We start from the raw sequence: 15539 nt of genomic DNA, 5'->3' as shown, positions 1-15539 counted from the left end.
CCAAGGTTGCCGGGTTTGGGAGGTTCATTCGAATTCGGGTGGCCACGCGGCAACAAGCGCGATCACGCCAGTCTGCGCTGTCCTCGCGGGCAGGCGGAGCTGACGGTTCGCTGCCGCGTGGCCACGTTCGGTCACTCCAGGGAGGCCACGGCGATGTGCGGACGGCCGGTGATGGGGTGCTCGCCTATGTGGGCTCGGACCCCGAAGACGTCCGCGACGAAGGCGGGTGTGAGCACTTCAAGCGGTGGCCCGGCGGCCTTGACCCGGCCGTCCTTGAGGACGACCACGCGATCGCAGTAGGCGGCCGCGTGGTCGAGGTCGTGGAGGGCGGCCAGGAGCGTCAGGCCGAGTGACCGGATCAGGTCGAGCAGGCCGAGCTTGGCCCGCACGTCGAGGTGGTTGGTCGGCTCGTCCAGCACCAGCAGCGGCGCCTCCTGGGCCAGGGCCCGAGCGACCAGGACTCGCTGGCGTTCACCGCCGGACAGAGTTGAGAACAGGCGGTCGGCGGCGGGCAGCATGTCCACCCGCTTGAGCGCGTCGGCGATCACCGCGCGGTCGGCGGTGTCCTCGCGTTCGAGCAGGCCCTTGTGCGGCGCGCGGCCCATCGCGACGACCTCGCGGACGGTGAACTCTGCGGTCACGTCGCCGTGCTGGGTCACCACGGCCCGGCGCAGCGCCGCGCGGCGGGCGGGCATGCGCCACAGGTCGTCCCCGTTCAGCGAGACGATGCCGGCGGCGGGCCGCAGCGAACGGTAGACGGTCCGCAGCAGTGTCGACTTCCCGCTGCCGTTCGGGCCGATCAGGCCGACGAACTCGCCCGGTTCGGCGACCAGGTCGACGCCGGACACGATCGGCGTGGACTCGATCTCGGCGGTGAGACCCTCGATGGTCAGCCGCATCAGGCGCTCCCGGCCGCTCGGCGCCGCAGGAGCCACAGGAAGAACGGGACGCCGAGCGCGGTGGTGAAGATGCCGACCGGCAGCTCGTTCGGCCGGTCGACCGTGCGCGTGGCGAGATCCACCAGCACCAGGAAGACCGCGCCGAGCAGCGCCGCCACCGGCAGCAGCCGCCGGTGGTCGGCGCCGACCAGGAACCGCGCCGCGTGCGGCACCATCAGGCCGACGAACCCGATGCCGCCGACCACGCTGACCGCTGTCGCGGTCAGCAGCGAGGCGATCATCAGAAGGGCGACGCGGAGCGCCTGCACCGGGACGCCGAGCGAGGCCGCCGCGTCCTCACCGGCCATCAGGGCGTTCAGGCTCCGGCCCTGGAGCAGCAGGAACGCCATGCACACCGCGATGACCGCCGCCGGGACGCCCAGGTCGGACCAGGTGGCGCCCGCGACGCTGCCCATCAGCCAGAACATCAGCGCGTGCAGCTCGGTCGGGCTCACCTGGAGCTGGATGTAGCTGGTCGCGGCCGAGCACAGGTAGCCGACGGCGACCCCGGCCAGCACCAGCCGCGAGTCCAGCAGCCGCCCGCCGCGCTGCGCCAGCACGTACACCAGCAGCACGGTCAGCACGGCGGTCGCGAACGCCGCGCCGGTCACGCCGAGGCCGCCGAGCGCGGTGGCGCCGAACGAGACGACCAGGACCGCGCCGAGCGAGGCGCCCGAGGAGATCCCGAGGATGTAGGGGTCGGCGAGCGGGTTGCGGACCAGCGCCTGCAGCGCCACGCCCGCGACGCTCAGCCCGGCGCCGACGAGGGCGGCGACCAGGACGCGCGGCGTGCGGATGTCCCAGATCACCTGGTCGCGCAGCGGGTCGCCGGGGCCGGAGCCGGTGAGCCGGGCGCCGATCACCTTCCAGACCGAGGCGAGCGGCAGGTTCACCGAGCCGATCGAGATCGACACGGCCGAGGCCACGACCAGCGCCACGGCCAGGCCCGCGACGAGTGCGACGGTACGGAGCTCAGGCACCGGGCTGCACCACCTTGGCGAGCTTCTCGGCGGCGACCGCGTTCAGCGGGCCGAGGAAGACCCCGTCGGCGACCGTCGTGTAGGTCCCGGTCCTGGACGCCTTCCACTGCGGGTACTCGGCGAAGAGCTTGCGGGCCTGCTCGGCGGGGTTCTCCGACGGCTGGAACGCGCCGACCACCAGCACGTCCACCTGGGCGGCGGCCAGCTGCTCCTTGTTGATGCTGCTGACCGCCTCGGAGGGCTGCCCGCCGAACGAGTTGGTCCCGCCGGCCGCCTCGACGACCTCGTCGGCGACGCGGCCGGTCCAGACGGCGGGCAGGCCGTTGGCGTTCATCATCGACATGCCCGGGTAGGCGATCAGCACCTTCTTCGGCGGCCTGCCGGCCGTGCGGGCCCGTACGGCGTCGAGCCTGCGCCGCAGGTCACCGGCGACCTGCGCGGCCTTGTGCTGGACGTCGAAGATCTGGCCGAGCAGCCGGATGAACTCCTGCGAGGACGCGATCGACACGTTCGCGTACGCCCGCTTCTCGGCCGGTGAGGCCTCCGGCTTGCCGAACGCGCAGTTCACGGGGTTGACCAGGGTGTTGATGCCCGCGGCGGCCAGTTGCCCGCGGGTCGCCAGGCCCTTCTTGGGGTCGAAGCCGCCCGACCAGTACGACACCACCAGGTCGGGCTTGGCGGCCAGGACCTGCTCGGCGGGCACCTCGAAGTTCTTGTTCATCTTCAGCCCGCCGGTGGGCATCGCCTTGATCGCGGCGACCATGGCGGGATCGTCGGACACCCCGTACGACTGGGCGTTGGCGAGGACGTGGCGCTGCAGGCCGAGCACGACGAAGCTCTCGACCTCGGCGACCGACGTTCCGTTGAGGATGAGGACTCGCTTCGGCGGCTCCTTGAAGGTGACCTTCTGGCCGCAGTTGCTGATCGTGAGGGGATAGGCGGTCTTGGCGGGGGTGGCCGGGGCGGTGCTGGAGGTGCCGTTCGCGGACGTACCGCACGCGGCGGCGGTGAGGGCGAGCGCCGCGATTGAGGGCAGCACGAAACTGCGTGTGAACATGGGGGTTCCTTGCTTCCGATGGAGTGAGAGATCAGACGGCGTGAAGCCGTTCCATCGGAGGGCCGCGCCGCCGGACGGCACGGGCCAGCAGGACACCCAGGCGCGGCGGCGCGTCGTCGGCGACGATCACCGCCCACGGCGGCCGGTGGATCTCGACCGGCCTCAGCACCAGGCGGGTGAACGCGATCGCGAAGACGGCGCCCAGCAGCCACCACAGGGCCCGTTCGGCACCCGCGAGCAGCAGCGCGGCGGCGACCGCGGCGGCCGCGTGGCCCGCCAGCATGGACAGGCCCATGCCGGAGCGGACGCCGGGCGAGGGCACGGGCGCCGCGCTCATGTGGTGGGCCCCGGCCGGTCCCGGGGCCGCCATCGTGAACGCCACGTGGAAGGCCACCTGGGCCCAGCCGACCACGACCAGGATCTTCCAGAACGAGAGCATCCGGCTCGCGAGCGCCACGCAGAGCAGGCCCACGACGGCACCGGTCGCCAGCACGGCGGAGATCGGCGGCAGGCAGCAGGCGCCGCCCAGCGCGTGTCCCGCGAGGGCGAGGAGCGTGCAGACGGCCGCGAGGAACCCGCCCCGCACCAGCCGCGTGATCTGCACCCGGCCAGCCTATGGGGCGGTCCCGACCTGCTGATCTTGGGGCTTGGGGTCGGCCGATATCCTGGCGATATGGCCAGTCCGACCCCGTCCGCCCGCAACGACCGCCGCCGCGAGGAACTGCGCGACTTCCTGCGCACCCGGCGAGCGCGCCTCACGCCCAAGGACGTGGGGATGCCCGAGGCCGGGCGGCGCCGGACGCCGGGGCTGCGGCGCGAGGAGGTCGCCGTGCTCGCCGGGGTCGGGGTGTCCTGGTACACCTGGCTGGAGCAGGGCCGCGACATCAAGGTGTCCGAGGAGGTCCTGGACGCGATCGGCCGGGCGCTGCGGCTGGACGATCCCGAACGCGCCCACCTCTACCTGCTGGCCGGGCTCAACCCGCCGCGGGCCGAGGTCGCGCCCGCGATCCCGGTGACGCCCGAGATGCAGCGGATCCTGGACGCCTGGGCGCCGCGGCCCGCCTACGTGCGGGACCGCTACTGGAACTTCATCGCGATCAACGACGCGGCGCGGGCGGTGTTCGGCTACGGCGACACCGACCACAACTGCCTGGTCTCGTTCTTCACCAACGCCCGCTACCGCGCGATGCACGGCGAGTGGGAGGCGGCGGCGCCGGACGTGGCGGCGGGCTTCCGCGGCGACGCGGCGCGGTTCCCCGACGACCCGGAGTTCGGGCGGCTCGCGGACGACCTGTGCGAGGTCAGCCCCGAGTTCGCCGAGCTGTGGGCCAGGCACGACGTGATCGAGCACACGCAGGCGGTCAAGGCCGTGCGGCATCCCGAGGTCGGCGAGCTGATCTTCGACTCGACGGCGCTGCCGCTGCCGGACCGCCCCGGACACCACCTGATCTTGCACAACCCCCGTCCGGACACCGGGACCGAGGCCCGGCTGGAGCGTCTGATGACCATCCGCCTGGCCGAGGCGGGCTGATCATTTCGGCCTCCCAGGGTGGTGGTGGCAGACCCAGGTTAGAGGGGCACTGTTTGGCCGCCGGCGGGTGCAGCACGATCGTTCACATGACGAACGCACTGAAGAACACCGCGCTGACCGGCCGTTTCGAGGACAGGATCGCCTTGATCACGGGCGGGTCCAGCGGCATGGGCCTGGCGGCCGCCGCCCGGCTGCTGAGCGAGGGCGCCCACGTGATCATCACGGGCCGTGACCAGGCCCGGCTGGACGCCGCCGTCAAGGAGCTGGACGCCGGCGACCGGGTGCTGGCCGTGCGTGCCGACGCGGCCGACCTGAACGACCTGGACGCGGTGGCGGCCACGATCAAGGAGCGGTACGGCCGCCTGGACGTGGTCTTCGCCAACGCGGGCGTCGGTGTCTTCAGCTCAGCGGCCGAGGTCACCGAGGACGACTTCGACCACATCGTGGGCGTCAACTTCAAGGGCGTGTTCTTCACGGTCCAGAAGAGCCTGCCGCTGATGAAGGCGGGCGGCTCGATCGTGATCAACGCGTCCTGGACGCTGAACCGCGGGCTGCCGATCGGCTCGGTCTACTCCGCGTCCAAGGCCGCGGCGCACAACCTGTCCCGCACGTTCGCCGCCGAGTTCGGCCCCGCGGGCATCCGGGTCAACTCGGTCAGCCCGGGCTTCATCGACACCCCGATGTTCCAGGGCGCCGCTCCCTCCGACGAGGAGCGCGACGCGTACGCGAGCCAGGTCGTCAGCGGGCGGCTGGGCACCTCGGAGGACATCGCCGACGCGGTGGCCTTCCTGGCCTCGGACGAGGCCTCCTACATCAACGGGCAAGACCTGATCATCGACGGTGGCCTGGTGGCCGCCATTCCGGGAGGGAACTGAACATGAAGACCCGTACTTTCGCAGGCACGCAGGTCGGCGCCATCGGTCTCGGCTGCATGGGCATGAGCTGGGGCTACAGCGTGGCCGACCGGAACGACGACGCCTCGGTGGCCCTCATCCACGAGGCCATCGACCTCGGCGTCACCTTCCTCGACACCGCTCAGGTCTACGGCGACGGGCACAACGAGACGCTCGTCGGCAGGGCCCTCAAGGACCGCCGCGACGAGGTCGTGCTGGCCACCAAGACCGGCATCACCGTCGACCCGGTGACCTACAAGAACACCCGTGACGGCTCGCCCGCGAACGTGAAAAGCAAGGCCGACGACAGTCTGCGCCGCCTCGGCACCGACGTGATCGACCTCTACTACCTGCACCGGATCGACCCGGACGTCCCGCTGGCCGAGACGTGGGGCGCGATGGCCGAGCTGGTCGCCGAGGGCAAGGTCCGCCACCTCGGCCTGTCCGAGGCGACCGTCGCCCAGGCCGCCGAGGCGCACGCCGTCCACCCGGTCGCGGCGATCCAGTCCGAGCTGTCGCTGTGGACCAGGGACCCGATGGGCGTGACCGCTGACGGGGTCGGCGACGTCGTCGGCTGGTGCGCGGCCAACGGCGCGGCGTTCGTGCCGTACTCGCCGCTCGGCCGCGGCTTCCTCACCGGCGCGATCACCAGCGCCGACTTCGAGGACAGCGACTTCCGCGGCGGCAACCCGCGCTTCCAGGACGAGGCGCTCCAGGCCAACCTCAAGATCGTGGACGTGGTCAAGGCCGTCGCCGAACGGCACGGCGCCACCCCGGCGCAGATCGCGATCGCCTGGACGCTCGCCCAGGGCGACCACGTCATCCCGATCCCGGGCACCAAGAAGTCCAAGTACCTGAACGAGAACGCCGGCGCCGACGGCATCGAGCTCACCGCGGCCGACGTGGCCGAGCTCGACTCCGTACCCGCCCCGGTGGGGAGCCGATACTGATGAAGGCCGTCACCATTCCCGAGTTCGGCGCGGCGGACGTCCTGCGGCTCGACGAGGTCACGACGCCCGAGCCGGGCCCCGGCCAGGTGTCCATCGACGTCGCGTACGCGGGCGCCAACTTCGCCGAGGTCCTCTACCGGCAGGGCGTCGTGGACGTGCCGCTGCCGTTCGTCCCCGGCATCGAGGTCTCCGGCCGCGTCCGCGCCGTCGGCCCCGACGTCGAGGGGCTGAGCGTCGGCCAGCCGGTCGCCGCACTCACCATCGTCGACAGCGGCGGCTACGCCGACGTCGTCGTGACCGCCGCCGAGCTGGTCGCCCCGATCGAGGCCGGGCTCGGCCTGAACGTGGCGGCCGCCGTTCCGTCCAACAGCACCACCGCGTTCCTGGTCCTGGACCGGGTGGCGCGCATCGAGCCGGGCGAGAGCGTGCTGGTGCACGCCGCCGCCGGGGGAGTGGGCAGCCAGCTCGGCCAGGCCGCCCGCCTCCTCGGCGCCGGCCGGATCGCCGGAACGGTCGGGAGCCCGGCCAAGGTCCAGGCCGCCAAGGAGTTCGGGTTCGACGAGGTCATCCTGCGCGACGAGTTCGCCGCGCAGGGCGAGTTCGACGTCGTCGTGGACATGGTCGGAGGCCCCGCCCGCCGCACGAGCCTGGACGCCCTCGCCCCGATGGGCCGCATGGTCGTCATGGGCAACGCCTCGGGCGCCGATGACGTCGGCCTCCCGGCGAACGAGCTGTGGTTCACCAACAAGACCGTGTCCGGGTTCAACCTGGCCGCGTTCTCCGGTGCGTTCCCGGCCGACGCGGGCCGCGCGCTCCGCCGCGCCGTCGGGGCCGCCGCGGCGGGCGACCTCAAGGTCCAGGTCGAGGAGCTGGCGCTGACGCGGGCCGCCGACGCCCACCGCCGCATCGAGTCCGGCTCCACCACCGGCAAGCTGGTCCTCAAGGTCTGAGTGCTCAGAGCCTGACGCCGGTGACCAGCCAAGCGGTGCTGCGGAGGCGGACCGCGCCCTCCCTCTCGTAGGGGCGCGCCGCCTCCGTCAGTGCCGCTCGCGCGTCCGGGTCGCCGAACGCGCCCCACCGCGCGATGAAGTCCCCGGCCTCCTCGGCGCTCGCCCCCAGCTCGATCGCCGTCTCCACGGCCCTGATCTGCACGTTGACGAACCCGGCGTCGCCGAGCACCTCGCGAACGCGGTCCGGGTCGGAGAGCGAGTGCACGACCCCCGCCGCGGGCGCGACCGCCGAGACGATCGTCGGCAGGTCGTTGGTCTCCGGCGGCCCGATCGTGGTGAAGACCAGCCGCCCGCGCGGCCGCAGGGCCCGCCCGAGGTTGGCGAACGCGGCCACCGGATCGGCGAAGAACATCACCCCGAACCGGCTGATCGCCACGTCGAAGCCGCCCGCCGGGAACGGATGGGTCTGGGCGTCGCCCTCCTCGAACGTGATGTTGCGCAGCCCTTGGGCCTGCGCAGCGGCCTTCGCGTGCGCCAGCAGCGGCTCGGCGATGTCGTTCCCGACCACGTGCCCGTCCGGCGCCCGGACGGCCGCCAGCCGCGTCGTTCCGCCGTAGCCGCAGCCGACGTCCAGCACCTTGTGCGCGGGCCGGATGGCCGCCGCCGCGAACAGGTGCATGTTGAACCCGCCGCTGACGACCTCGTAGCGTTCGGCGTCGCTGCCGCGGTCCACGACGGTCATCGGGTCACCGCCGGGGTCTTCGCGGCCAGCTCCAGCAGCTCGTCGACCGACCACTGGTCGTAGGCGTGCTCGCCGTACTTGGTGGCGATGACATGGCCGTCGGTGCCGATCAGGAAGTCGCCGGGCAGGCCGTACCGCCCGCCGTCGGGGAACGTCGCCGGGCCGCGCTCGCGCCGGCGGATGATCCCCCAGGTCTGGCGGCCGACGGCGCGCACGATCGTGCCCCACACGCGCGGGTGGAGCAGGGCGCGGCGCGAGGCCTCCACGCCGAACTCCCGGTAGAGGCGCTTGCCCGGGTCGGCGATGATCGCGAACGGCAGGTCGGCGGTGTGCTCGCGCAGCTCGTCGGGGGAGGAGTGGAAGACCACCACCTCCCGGATGCCCGCCGCCTCGATCTCGTCATGGCGGCGCACGATCGAGCGCAGGTGCAGGTTGCACACCGGGCAGCCCGCGAACCTGCGGAACTGCAGATGGACGAGCCGGTCGCGGCCGGGCACGGCGACCAGGCGGCCGATGACGGGGGCGAGCTCGCGGGCCTCGATCACGGCGCCGGGTTCGAGACGCATGGCGGATCTCCTTCGTAGGTGTACGTCATACGCTTACAGTTTTAGGCGTATGCCGTACGCTGTCAACCGCCATGCCACGCAGACGATCCATCAGCCACGACCAGCTGGCCGCCGCCGCGCTCACCGTCATCGACCGCGACGGCCTCGCCGGCACGTCCATGCGCGCGGTCGCCAAAGAGCTCGGGATGAGCACGATGGCCCTCTACCGCTACGTGGAGGACCGCCGCGAGCTGGAAGGACTGGTCGTCGAGCTGGTCCTCAGCGCCGTGGATCCCGAGCGGCCCCCGCCCGGCCCGTCCTGGCGCGAGCGCCTCGAGACGATGGTGCTGCGCATGCGCGACGCGCTCGCCGCCCATCCCGAGGTGGTTCCCCTCACCGCCGTTCACCGGCACGGCTCACTCAGCCTGCTGCGCTGGTCGGAGACCGTCGTCGGCCTGCTCACCGAGGGCGGCATCGAGGGCGAACGCCGCGTCATCGCCCTGCGCGGGATGCTCTCCTACGTCATCGGCGCGCTGCAGCTCGAACACCTCGGCCCGCTCTCGGGCGAGGGCACGAACGTGATCGCCTCCCTCCCGCGCGACGAGTTCCCCGGCATGGCCGAGACCGCCGCGTCCGCCCGCGGCGTCGACCCCGAGACCGAGTTCCGCGGCGGCCTCGCGCTGCTGCTGGACGGGATCGAATCCCAGTCGACGGGCTAGGCCAGGAAGGACTGCCCGGCCTTGATGCGTGCGGCGGCGGTGGTGACGATGCCGTCGATGAGGTCCTCGCAGGTGGGGAGGGCGTCGATGAGCGCGACGACCTGGCCGGAGGCCATCACGCCGAGGTCGGGGCGGCCGTCGACCATCGCGGCCTTCAGCAGCATCGGGGTGTTGGCGGCCATGAGCACCTGCGACCAGGACAGGTCCTTGCCGTGCTTCATCGCCTTGCCGTCGGCGATCATCTCCCGCCACGACATGCCGGAGATCTTCTTGAAGCGGGCGCCGTTGCGCAACGCCCGGACCAGGCCGGAGAGCCGTCCGGCCCGTTCGAGTTCGTCGACCAGCTCGCTGCGCAGCACCCGGTGCGGCATGCCGTCCACCTGCCGGGTGACGACGGTCTCCTTGGTGCCCAGGTAGACCTTCTTGACGTCCTCGGGCACCGAGCTGTCGGCGGTCAGCAGGAAGCGCGTGCCCATGGCCACGCCCCCCGCTCCGTAGGCGAGCGCGGCGGCCAGACCGCGGCCGTCGAAGAAGCCGCCCGCCGCGATCACGGGGATGTCGACCGCGTCCACGACCTGGGGGAGCAGCAGCGTGGTGGCGACGGCGCCGGTGTGGCCGCCGCCCTCACCGCCCTGCACCAGCACCGCGTCGGCTCCCCAGGCGGCGACCTTCTCGGCGTGGCGCCGCGCGCCGACCGACGGGATGACGACGACGCCCGCGTCCTTGAGCTTGGCGATGAGCTCCTGCTTGGGCGCGAGCGCGAACGAGGCGACCTTCACCTGCTCCTTGATGAGCAGGTCGATGCGGTCGCCCGCGTCCCCGGCGTCCGCGCGCAGGTTGACGCCGAACGGGGCCTCCGTACGGTCCTTGACCTCGTGGATCGCCTCGGTGAGCTGTTCCAGCGTCATCGTCGCCGAGGCGAGGACGCCGAGCCCGCCGGCGTTCGCCACGGCCGAGACCAGGCGCGGCCCCGCCACCCAGCCCATGCCGGTCTGCACGACGGGATGGCGCACACCGGCGAGGCGCGTCAGCGGCGTGTCGAGCACCTGGTCGATCACTGTGTCCCCCGCTCGCCTCCGGCGCGCCCTTTGGCGCGCGCTTCCCTCGTCGCAGGCTCCTCGGTCCAGCGCGCGCCGCGCGCCTCCGGCTCGCTCACGACGGGACCTCGCGTTCGCGCAGGCCCTTCGGGTCGAGCACCTCGCGCATGATGCGCAGCTCGTCCTCGGTGGGCAGGCGGGTCTCGGGGACCTGCGCCGGAACCTCCAGGTCGAAACCGGTCGCCTCGACGACGTCGGCGATCGTGACGCCCGGATGCACCGAACGCAGCCGCATCCGGCGGGCGGGGGTGGCGAAGTCGAGCACGGCGAGGTTGGAGACGACCGCGCGGATCTCGTGCGCGCCCCGGTCGTGCCCGACGCCGCCCACGAAGTCGACCGAGTCGGTGAAGACGCGGGTCGAGTGCTTGGGCACCCAGTAGCTCGTGGTGTTGAGCCGGGTGTTGCCGGGCCCGCCGCGCACGCCGAGGAGCTGGCGCTTGGGCCGTTCCCAGTCGCCGATGCAGGAGATGTTGGTGTTGCCGTACGGGTCGATCTGCACCGGCCCCATGAAGACGTGGCGCCGACCGTTCAGCACCAGCCAGAGGTGGTCGCGGAACGGCAGCCAGCCCTCGACCTCGGTCGCCGGGCGGCCGAGCGGCATCGGCTCGGCGCTCAGCGCCGGCCCGCCGTCGGTGGTGAGCAGGTCCGGCTCGAACGTGGCGCGGGCCAGGCGCGCGCCCAGCATCGGCACGAAGCCCGCGACCGCCGCCGCGACGATCTCGCCGTCGCCCCGGAACAGCTCGGCGCACGCGACCGCGCAGATCTCAGCGCGCGTCGCCGAAGTGGTGGTGGGGGTGCTCATTTGGCCTCCTCCTCGCGCCACGTGCGCACCGCGCCCTGGTAGGCGGCCTCGTCACCGGACAGGAACCGCTCGCGGAACGCCGCCCAGTCGTCGGGATCGGCGGCCGCCTTGGCGTAGAGCTTCTGGAACGCCTCGTCGCGGTCGTGGTCGGGCTCGCACGCGGTGAAGTGGGCGCCGTTCGGCGTCTCGACCACCCCGGCCACGTGGGCGCGGCTGATCAGCAGCGACTGCAGCGGGCCCTCCTTGAGCAGGTCGCCGGTGTCGACGAGGCGTTCGCACGAGACGTAGGTGCGGCCCGCGGCCTTGGCGTACAGGTCGTCCATGTACGGGTCGGGGCCGAGGTACTGCGCGTTGCCGCGGGCGTCGGCGCGGTTCATGTGCACCAGCGCCACGTCCATCGTCAGCGCCGGGACCGCGACGAGCTCCTCGCCGTCCTCGTAGGGAGAACGGATCGTCTTGAGGTGGGGGTTGACCTTGAGGACGTCCGAGCCGAGCCCGGCGGGAGTCGGGAGGAACGGCAGCCGGTGCGCCGCCGCGTACAGCCCGAACATGAACATGCCCTCGTCGTACTCGGTCAGCTCGATCTCGCCGTTCTGGCGGGCCTGCCGGAAGTGCGGCTCCAGCGGGATCGAGTCCATGGTGACGAACGCGGTGACCAGCCGCCGTACCTTGCCCGCCGCGCAGAGCAGGCCGACGTCGGGCCCGCCGTAGGTGACGACCGTGAGATCGGTGAGCGGCGAGTTGCAGATCGCACGGACCAGGGCCATGGGCTTGCGCCGCGACCCCCAGCCGCCGATCCCGATCGTCATCCCGCTCTCCAGCGAGCCGACGATCTCCTCGATCGTGGTGACCTTGCTCATTGGCCGTCCTTCCGCACGAAGGCGTCGCGGTGCGCGTCACCGGCGCCGACCAGGTTGAGCTCGAAGGTGAAGCCCTGCTCGAAGCGGTAGCTGCGCTTGACGTCGATCGGGTCGATGCCGTTCAGCGACTCCTTGGCGCGCCGGATCACGTACGGGTCCTTGGCGGCGATGTTCTCCGCGACCTCGAACGCCTTGGCGCGCAACTGGCCGGGCGGGACGACCTCCAGCACCGAGCCGTGCCGGTGCAGCTCCTCGGCGCTGACGTTGCGGCACGTGTAGACCATCGCGCGCATGAGGTGCTGCGGCACGAGCCGGGCCAGGTGCGTGGCGGCGCCGAGCGCGCCCCGGTCGACCTCCGGGAGCCCGAAGTAGGCGTCCTCGGCGGCGATGACGATGTCGGCGTTGCCGACCAGGCCGATGCCGCCGCCCAGGCAGAAGCCGTTCACCGCGGCGACGACCGGGACCTCGCACTCGTAGACGGCGGCGAACGCGGCGTAGCAGCCGCGGTTGGCGCCGACCAGCGCGGTGTGGCCCTCGGTGTTCTGCATCTCCTTGATGTCGACGCCCGCGTTGAAGCCGCGCCCTTCGGAACGGAGCACGACGGCCCCGACCTTCGGGTCGCGTCCGGCCGCCAGCAGCGCGTCCGCCAGGTCGTACCAGCCCTGGACGGTCAGCGCGTTGACCGGGGGCGCGTCGACGACGACCTCGGCGACCCCGCCCTCATGGGTCGTGGTGGAGATTCCCATGCGCTACCTTTCCACCAAACATTTGTTAGAACAGACCGTAGCAGAGCCGATGAGGGAGGGCCGATGCCTCTTTCGCTGGATTTGAGCGGCCGCCTGGCCGTGGTCACCGGGGGCGTGCGCGGGGTCGGCCTCGGCATCAGCCGCGCCCTCCTGGAGGCGGGCGCGGACGTGGTCGCGGTGGCCCGCCGCGAGTCCGCAGAGCTGCCCTCCGCCGGCGGCCGGACGGCCCGCTTCGCCTCACTGGACGTACGCGATCCGGACGCCGTGCAGGCCTTCTTCGACGGACTCGACCGGGTGGACGTGCTGGTCAACAACGCCGGTGGTGCTCCGTTCCTGCCGCTGGCCGAGGGCGAGCTGCGCACCCACATCAAGATCATCGAGCTCAACCTGACGGCCGCGCTGATCATGTCCCGCGCCGCCAACGCCCGCATGCAGAAGCAGGACGAGGGCGGCTCGATCATCATGATCGGCAGCGTCAGCGGCGTGCGCCCCTCGCCAGGGTCGGCCGCCTACGGCGCCGCCAAGGCCGGGCTGGACAACCTCGCCACCTCGCTCGCCGTCGAACTGGCGCCGCGCGTCCGCGTCAACACCCTCACCCTCGGCATGGTCCGCACCGAGCAGGCGCACCTGCACTACGGCGACGAGGAGGGCATCGCGGCGGTTTCTCACACCGTCCCGCTCGGCCGCCTCGCCGACCCGTACGAGGTCGGCGCCGCCTGCGCGTTCCTGGCCTCCGACCTCTCGGCCTACATCACCGGCTCGTCGCTGCTGCTGCACGGCGGGGGAGAACGCCCCGCCTTCCTGGACGCCGCCAACGTCAACAAGGAGGACCAATGATCTGCAAGGACCGCGTTGTCGTCGTCACCGGAGCGGGCCGCGGCCTGGGCCGCGCCCACGCGCTGGAGTTCGCCCGCCAGGGCGCCAAGGTCGTCGTCAACGACCTCGGCGTAGCGCGCGACGGCACCGGCGAGGCCACCGAGGGCCCCGCGCACGACGTCGTCAAGGAGATCGAGCAGCTCGGCGGGCAGGCCGTCGCCAGCCCCCACGACATCGCCACCGACGACGGCGCCGCGGCCCTCATCGCCCTCGCCGTCGAGACGTTCGGCCGCCTGGACGTGCTGGTCAACAACGCCGGCTTCCTGCGCGACCGCATGCTGATCAACCTGTCCGAGGACGAGTGGGACGCCGTCATGCGCGTTCACCTGAAGGGCCACTTCCTCCCGCTCAAGCACGCGGGCCAGTACTGGCGCGCCGAGAGCAAGGCGGGCCGCCCCGTCGACGCCCGCGTCATCAACACCTCGTCCGGTGCGGGCCTGCTCGGCAGCGTCGGCCAGGGCAACTACTCCGCCGCCAAGGCGGGCATCGTCGGCCTCACCCTCGTCGCCTCAGCCGAAATGGGCCGCTACAACGTCACGGTCAACGCCATCGCCCCAGCGGCCCGCACCCGCATGACCGAAGAGGTCTTCGCCCAGACCATGGCGGCCCCCGCCGAGGGCGAGTTCGACGCCATGGCCCCCGAGAACGTCTCGCCCCTGGTCGCCTGGCTCGGCTCGACCCAGTCCAAGGGCATCACCGGCCGGGTCTTCGAGGCCGAGGGCGGCAAGATCTGCGTGATGGACGCCTTCCGCCATGGCCCCACCGCCGACAAGGGTGCCCGCTGGGACCCCGCAGAACTCACCCCCGTCATCACCGGCCTCCTCGAAGAGGCAGGGAACCCCGAGCCGGTCTACGGCGCCGGCTGACGCACGCCCGCCGCCGCGCCGCCTGCGCTCGCGCGCAGGATGGTGCTGGGGGGCTCGCCGCGTACGCGCTTGAACGCGTTGCTGAAGGCGAAGCCGTCGGAGTAGCCGACCTTGCGTGCCACCGAGGTGACGCTCGCGCCGTCCTCGCGCAGCAGGTCGGCGGCCACGGCCATCCGCCACTCGGTCAGGTAGGCCAGCGGCGGCCGGCCGACGAGTTCGGTGAACCTGCGGGCGAAGACCGCGCGCGACATCCCGGTCTCGGCGGCCAGTCCGGCGACCGTCCACGGCCGCGCGGGCTCGTCGTGCAGCAGCCGCAGCGCCCTGCCGATCTGCGGGTCGCCGAGCGCACGGTAGCCGGCGGGCGGTTCGACGTCCGGGCGGGCGAACCAGGCCCGGACCACCCGGACCAGGAGCATGTCGAGTAGCCGGTCGAGGATGACCTGCTGGCCCGGGTCTTCGAGGGCGATCTCGGTGGAGAGCAGGTCGAGCAGAGGCGTGAACGCCGGTTGGGCCGGCACGACGACCAGCTCGGGCAGTGCGCGCAGGAGCCGTTCGCAGACGTCGCCGCGCATCGCGTACTCGGCGGTCACCAGCAGGTCCGAGCCCTTGGACGTCAGCCCGTACGTGCGCGGGCCCAGCAGGAAGTCGCACCCGTCGCTGTCGGGCCCCTCGGCGGTCAGCCAGCACCGGTCCGCGCCCTCGACCACGATCTGCGCCTCGGTCTCGGGACGATCGCCGACCACGAACGACCGGTGCCCCCGTACCAGCACGATGTCGCCCTCGCGCGCCCGTACGGGCTCCGCGCCGTCCGGCGTGATCCACGCGTCGCCCTGCAGCATCGCGCCCAGCACCAGGGGCGTGTCGGAGGCGAAGCGGACCGCCCAGGGCGGCTCGGCCACCGACCGGCAGAACGTCGCGCCGCGCGCCCGGACGCCGGACAGCAGATCATCGAGCAGGTCCATGGGTGAGACGATCTCACATGCGAAT

At 72.3% G+C, this 15539-nt stretch carries 18 protein-coding genes; 7 read left to right on the top strand and 11 right to left on the bottom strand.

The features are described from left to right. Positions 1-131: 131 nt before the first annotated feature. Genes J4573_RS20145 through J4573_RS20130 form a run of 4 tightly spaced genes read right to left on the bottom strand, consistent with a single transcriptional unit; the run spans position 132 to position 3579 of the window. Positions 132-899, bottom strand: a complete 768-nt coding sequence (locus J4573_RS20145) for an ABC transporter ATP-binding protein (RefSeq protein WP_208257318.1) — start codon at positions 897-899, stop codon at positions 132-134. Next, positions 899-1918 carry a FecCD family ABC transporter permease gene (locus J4573_RS20140; RefSeq protein ID WP_208257317.1) on the bottom strand — a complete coding sequence of 340 codons (1020 nt, stop codon included), beginning with the start codon at positions 1916-1918 and terminating at the stop codon, positions 899-901. Before J4573_RS20140 ends, J4573_RS20145 begins: the two co-directional genes overlap by 1 nt. Next, positions 1911-2975 (bottom strand): ABC transporter substrate-binding protein, encoded by a 1065-nt coding sequence (locus J4573_RS20135; protein WP_208257316.1) that lies wholly within the window; start codon positions 2973-2975, stop codon positions 1911-1913. Before J4573_RS20135 ends, J4573_RS20140 begins: the two co-directional genes overlap by 8 nt. A 31-nt stretch (positions 2976-3006) precedes the next feature. Then, positions 3007-3579: a hypothetical protein gene (locus tag J4573_RS20130; protein ID WP_208257315.1), complete on the bottom strand. Its 573-nt coding sequence runs from the start codon at positions 3577-3579 to the stop codon at positions 3007-3009. 69 nt (positions 3580-3648) lie between these two features. On the opposite strand from J4573_RS20130, the gene J4573_RS20125 reads away from it, so the two are divergent. The 4 genes from J4573_RS20125 (at position 3649) to J4573_RS20110 (ending at position 7299) form a co-directional block, all read left to right on the top strand. Continuing rightward, complete coding sequence (locus J4573_RS20125) at positions 3649-4506, top strand: helix-turn-helix transcriptional regulator (RefSeq protein ID WP_208257314.1); 858 nt, start codon at positions 3649-3651, stop codon at positions 4504-4506. A gap of 86 nt (positions 4507-4592) precedes the next feature. Continuing rightward, on the top strand, positions 4593-5381 hold the full coding sequence (locus J4573_RS20120; protein ID WP_208257313.1) for an SDR family NAD(P)-dependent oxidoreductase: 789 nt from the start codon (positions 4593-4595) through the stop codon (positions 5379-5381). A gap of 2 nt (positions 5382-5383) precedes the next feature. Then, a complete protein-coding gene (locus J4573_RS20115; RefSeq protein WP_208257312.1) occupies positions 5384-6349 on the top strand; it encodes an aldo/keto reductase in 966 nt (321 codons plus the stop codon). After that, on the top strand, positions 6349-7299 hold the full coding sequence (locus J4573_RS20110) for a quinone oxidoreductase family protein (RefSeq protein ID WP_208257311.1): 951 nt from the start codon (positions 6349-6351) through the stop codon (positions 7297-7299). Before J4573_RS20115 ends, J4573_RS20110 begins: the two co-directional genes overlap by 1 nt. Positions 7300-7303: 4 nt before the next feature. Here the strand turns inward: J4573_RS20110 and J4573_RS20105 are convergent, their stop codons facing one another. Both J4573_RS20105 and J4573_RS20100 read right to left on the bottom strand, forming a co-directional pair. Beyond that, positions 7304-8041 carry a class I SAM-dependent methyltransferase gene (locus J4573_RS20105; protein WP_208257310.1) on the bottom strand — a complete coding sequence of 246 codons (738 nt, stop codon included), beginning with the start codon at positions 8039-8041 and terminating at the stop codon, positions 7304-7306. Beyond that, complete coding sequence (locus tag J4573_RS20100; protein WP_208257309.1) at positions 8038-8607, bottom strand: peroxiredoxin-like family protein; 570 nt, start codon at positions 8605-8607, stop codon at positions 8038-8040. Before J4573_RS20100 ends, J4573_RS20105 begins: the two co-directional genes overlap by 4 nt. Before the next feature lie 71 nt (positions 8608-8678). Here J4573_RS20100 and J4573_RS20095 point away from each other — a divergent pair, with 71 nt between their 5' ends. After that, positions 8679-9305, top strand: coding sequence for a TetR/AcrR family transcriptional regulator (locus tag J4573_RS20095; protein WP_208257308.1), 627 nt, complete (start codon positions 8679-8681; stop codon positions 9303-9305). Here the strand turns inward: J4573_RS20095 and J4573_RS20090 are convergent. The 4 genes from J4573_RS20090 to J4573_RS20075 form a co-directional block, all read right to left on the bottom strand. Then, on the bottom strand, positions 9302-10360 hold the full coding sequence (locus J4573_RS20090; protein WP_208257654.1) for an NAD(P)H-dependent flavin oxidoreductase: 1059 nt from the start codon (positions 10358-10360) through the stop codon (positions 9302-9304). The two genes, J4573_RS20095 and J4573_RS20090, sit on opposite strands and share 4 nt — an antisense overlap. A gap of 97 nt (positions 10361-10457) precedes the next feature. After that, positions 10458-11204: a CoA-transferase subunit beta gene (locus J4573_RS20085; RefSeq protein ID WP_208257307.1), complete on the bottom strand. Its 747-nt coding sequence runs from the start codon at positions 11202-11204 to the stop codon at positions 10458-10460. Next, entirely contained in the window at positions 11201-12064 is an 864-nt protein-coding gene (locus tag J4573_RS20080; protein WP_208257306.1) for a CoA transferase subunit A, read from the bottom strand. Before J4573_RS20080 ends, J4573_RS20085 begins: the two co-directional genes overlap by 4 nt. Then, a complete protein-coding gene (locus J4573_RS20075) occupies positions 12061-12810 on the bottom strand; it encodes an enoyl-CoA hydratase family protein (RefSeq protein ID WP_208257305.1) in 750 nt (249 codons plus the stop codon). Before J4573_RS20075 ends, J4573_RS20080 begins: the two co-directional genes overlap by 4 nt. 63 nt (positions 12811-12873) lie before the next feature. On the opposite strand from J4573_RS20075, the gene J4573_RS20070 reads away from it, so the two are divergent. Together J4573_RS20070 and J4573_RS20065 are read left to right on the top strand one after the other, a co-directional pair. Beyond that, a complete protein-coding gene (locus J4573_RS20070; protein ID WP_208257304.1) occupies positions 12874-13647 on the top strand; it encodes an SDR family oxidoreductase in 774 nt (257 codons plus the stop codon). After that, positions 13644-14552, top strand: a complete 909-nt coding sequence (locus tag J4573_RS20065) for an SDR family oxidoreductase (protein WP_208257303.1) — start codon at positions 13644-13646, stop codon at positions 14550-14552. Before J4573_RS20070 ends, J4573_RS20065 begins: the two co-directional genes overlap by 4 nt. On the opposite strand, the gene J4573_RS20060 is transcribed toward J4573_RS20065, so the two are convergent. After that, the gene (locus J4573_RS20060) at positions 14537-15514 is read right to left on the bottom strand and encodes an AraC family transcriptional regulator (RefSeq protein WP_208257302.1); all 978 of its coding nucleotides are present in this window, start codon (positions 15512-15514) and stop codon (positions 14537-14539) included. The genes J4573_RS20065 and J4573_RS20060 overlap by 16 nt on opposite strands. Positions 15515-15539 lie beyond the last annotated feature (25 nt).

This window comes from Actinomadura barringtoniae, assembly GCF_017573505.1.
In the GTDB taxonomy this organism is placed as follows: Bacteria; Actinomycetota; Actinomycetes; order Streptosporangiales; family Streptosporangiaceae; genus Spirillospora; species Spirillospora barringtoniae.
The sequence above is the reverse complement of the archived record's forward strand: the minus strand, read 5'-3'. Positions and strand labels throughout refer to the sequence as shown.

Coding starts and splice junctions, on each gene's coding strand:
- J4573_RS20120 (WP_208257313.1), top strand. CDS start 4,593: ATGACGAACGCACTGAAGAACACCGCGCTGACCGGCCGTTTCGAGGAC.
- J4573_RS20085 (WP_208257307.1), bottom strand. CDS start 11,204: ATGAGCACCCCCACCACCACTTCGGCGACGCGCGCTGAGATCTGCGCG.
- J4573_RS20070 (WP_208257304.1), top strand. CDS start 12,874: ATGCCTCTTTCGCTGGATTTGAGCGGCCGCCTGGCCGTGGTCACCGGG.
- J4573_RS20135 (WP_208257316.1), bottom strand. CDS start 2,975: ATGTTCACACGCAGTTTCGTGCTGCCCTCAATCGCGGCGCTCGCCCTC.
- J4573_RS20110 (WP_208257311.1), top strand. CDS start 6,349: ATGAAGGCCGTCACCATTCCCGAGTTCGGCGCGGCGGACGTCCTGCGG.
- J4573_RS20100 (WP_208257309.1), bottom strand. CDS start 8,607: ATGCGTCTCGAACCCGGCGCCGTGATCGAGGCCCGCGAGCTCGCCCCC.
- J4573_RS20115 (WP_208257312.1), top strand. CDS start 5,384: ATGAAGACCCGTACTTTCGCAGGCACGCAGGTCGGCGCCATCGGTCTC.
- J4573_RS20145 (WP_208257318.1), bottom strand. CDS start 899: ATGCGGCTGACCATCGAGGGTCTCACCGCCGAGATCGAGTCCACGCCG.
- J4573_RS20095 (WP_208257308.1), top strand. CDS start 8,679: ATGCCACGCAGACGATCCATCAGCCACGACCAGCTGGCCGCCGCCGCG.
- J4573_RS20080 (WP_208257306.1), bottom strand. CDS start 12,064: ATGAGCAAGGTCACCACGATCGAGGAGATCGTCGGCTCGCTGGAGAGC.
- J4573_RS20065 (WP_208257303.1), top strand. CDS start 13,644: ATGATCTGCAAGGACCGCGTTGTCGTCGTCACCGGAGCGGGCCGCGGC.
- J4573_RS20075 (WP_208257305.1), bottom strand. CDS start 12,810: ATGGGAATCTCCACCACGACCCATGAGGGCGGGGTCGCCGAGGTCGTC.
- J4573_RS20125 (WP_208257314.1), top strand. CDS start 3,649: ATGGCCAGTCCGACCCCGTCCGCCCGCAACGACCGCCGCCGCGAGGAA.
- J4573_RS20060 (WP_208257302.1), bottom strand. CDS start 15,514: ATGGACCTGCTCGATGATCTGCTGTCCGGCGTCCGGGCGCGCGGCGCG.
- J4573_RS20105 (WP_208257310.1), bottom strand. CDS start 8,041: ATGACCGTCGTGGACCGCGGCAGCGACGCCGAACGCTACGAGGTCGTC.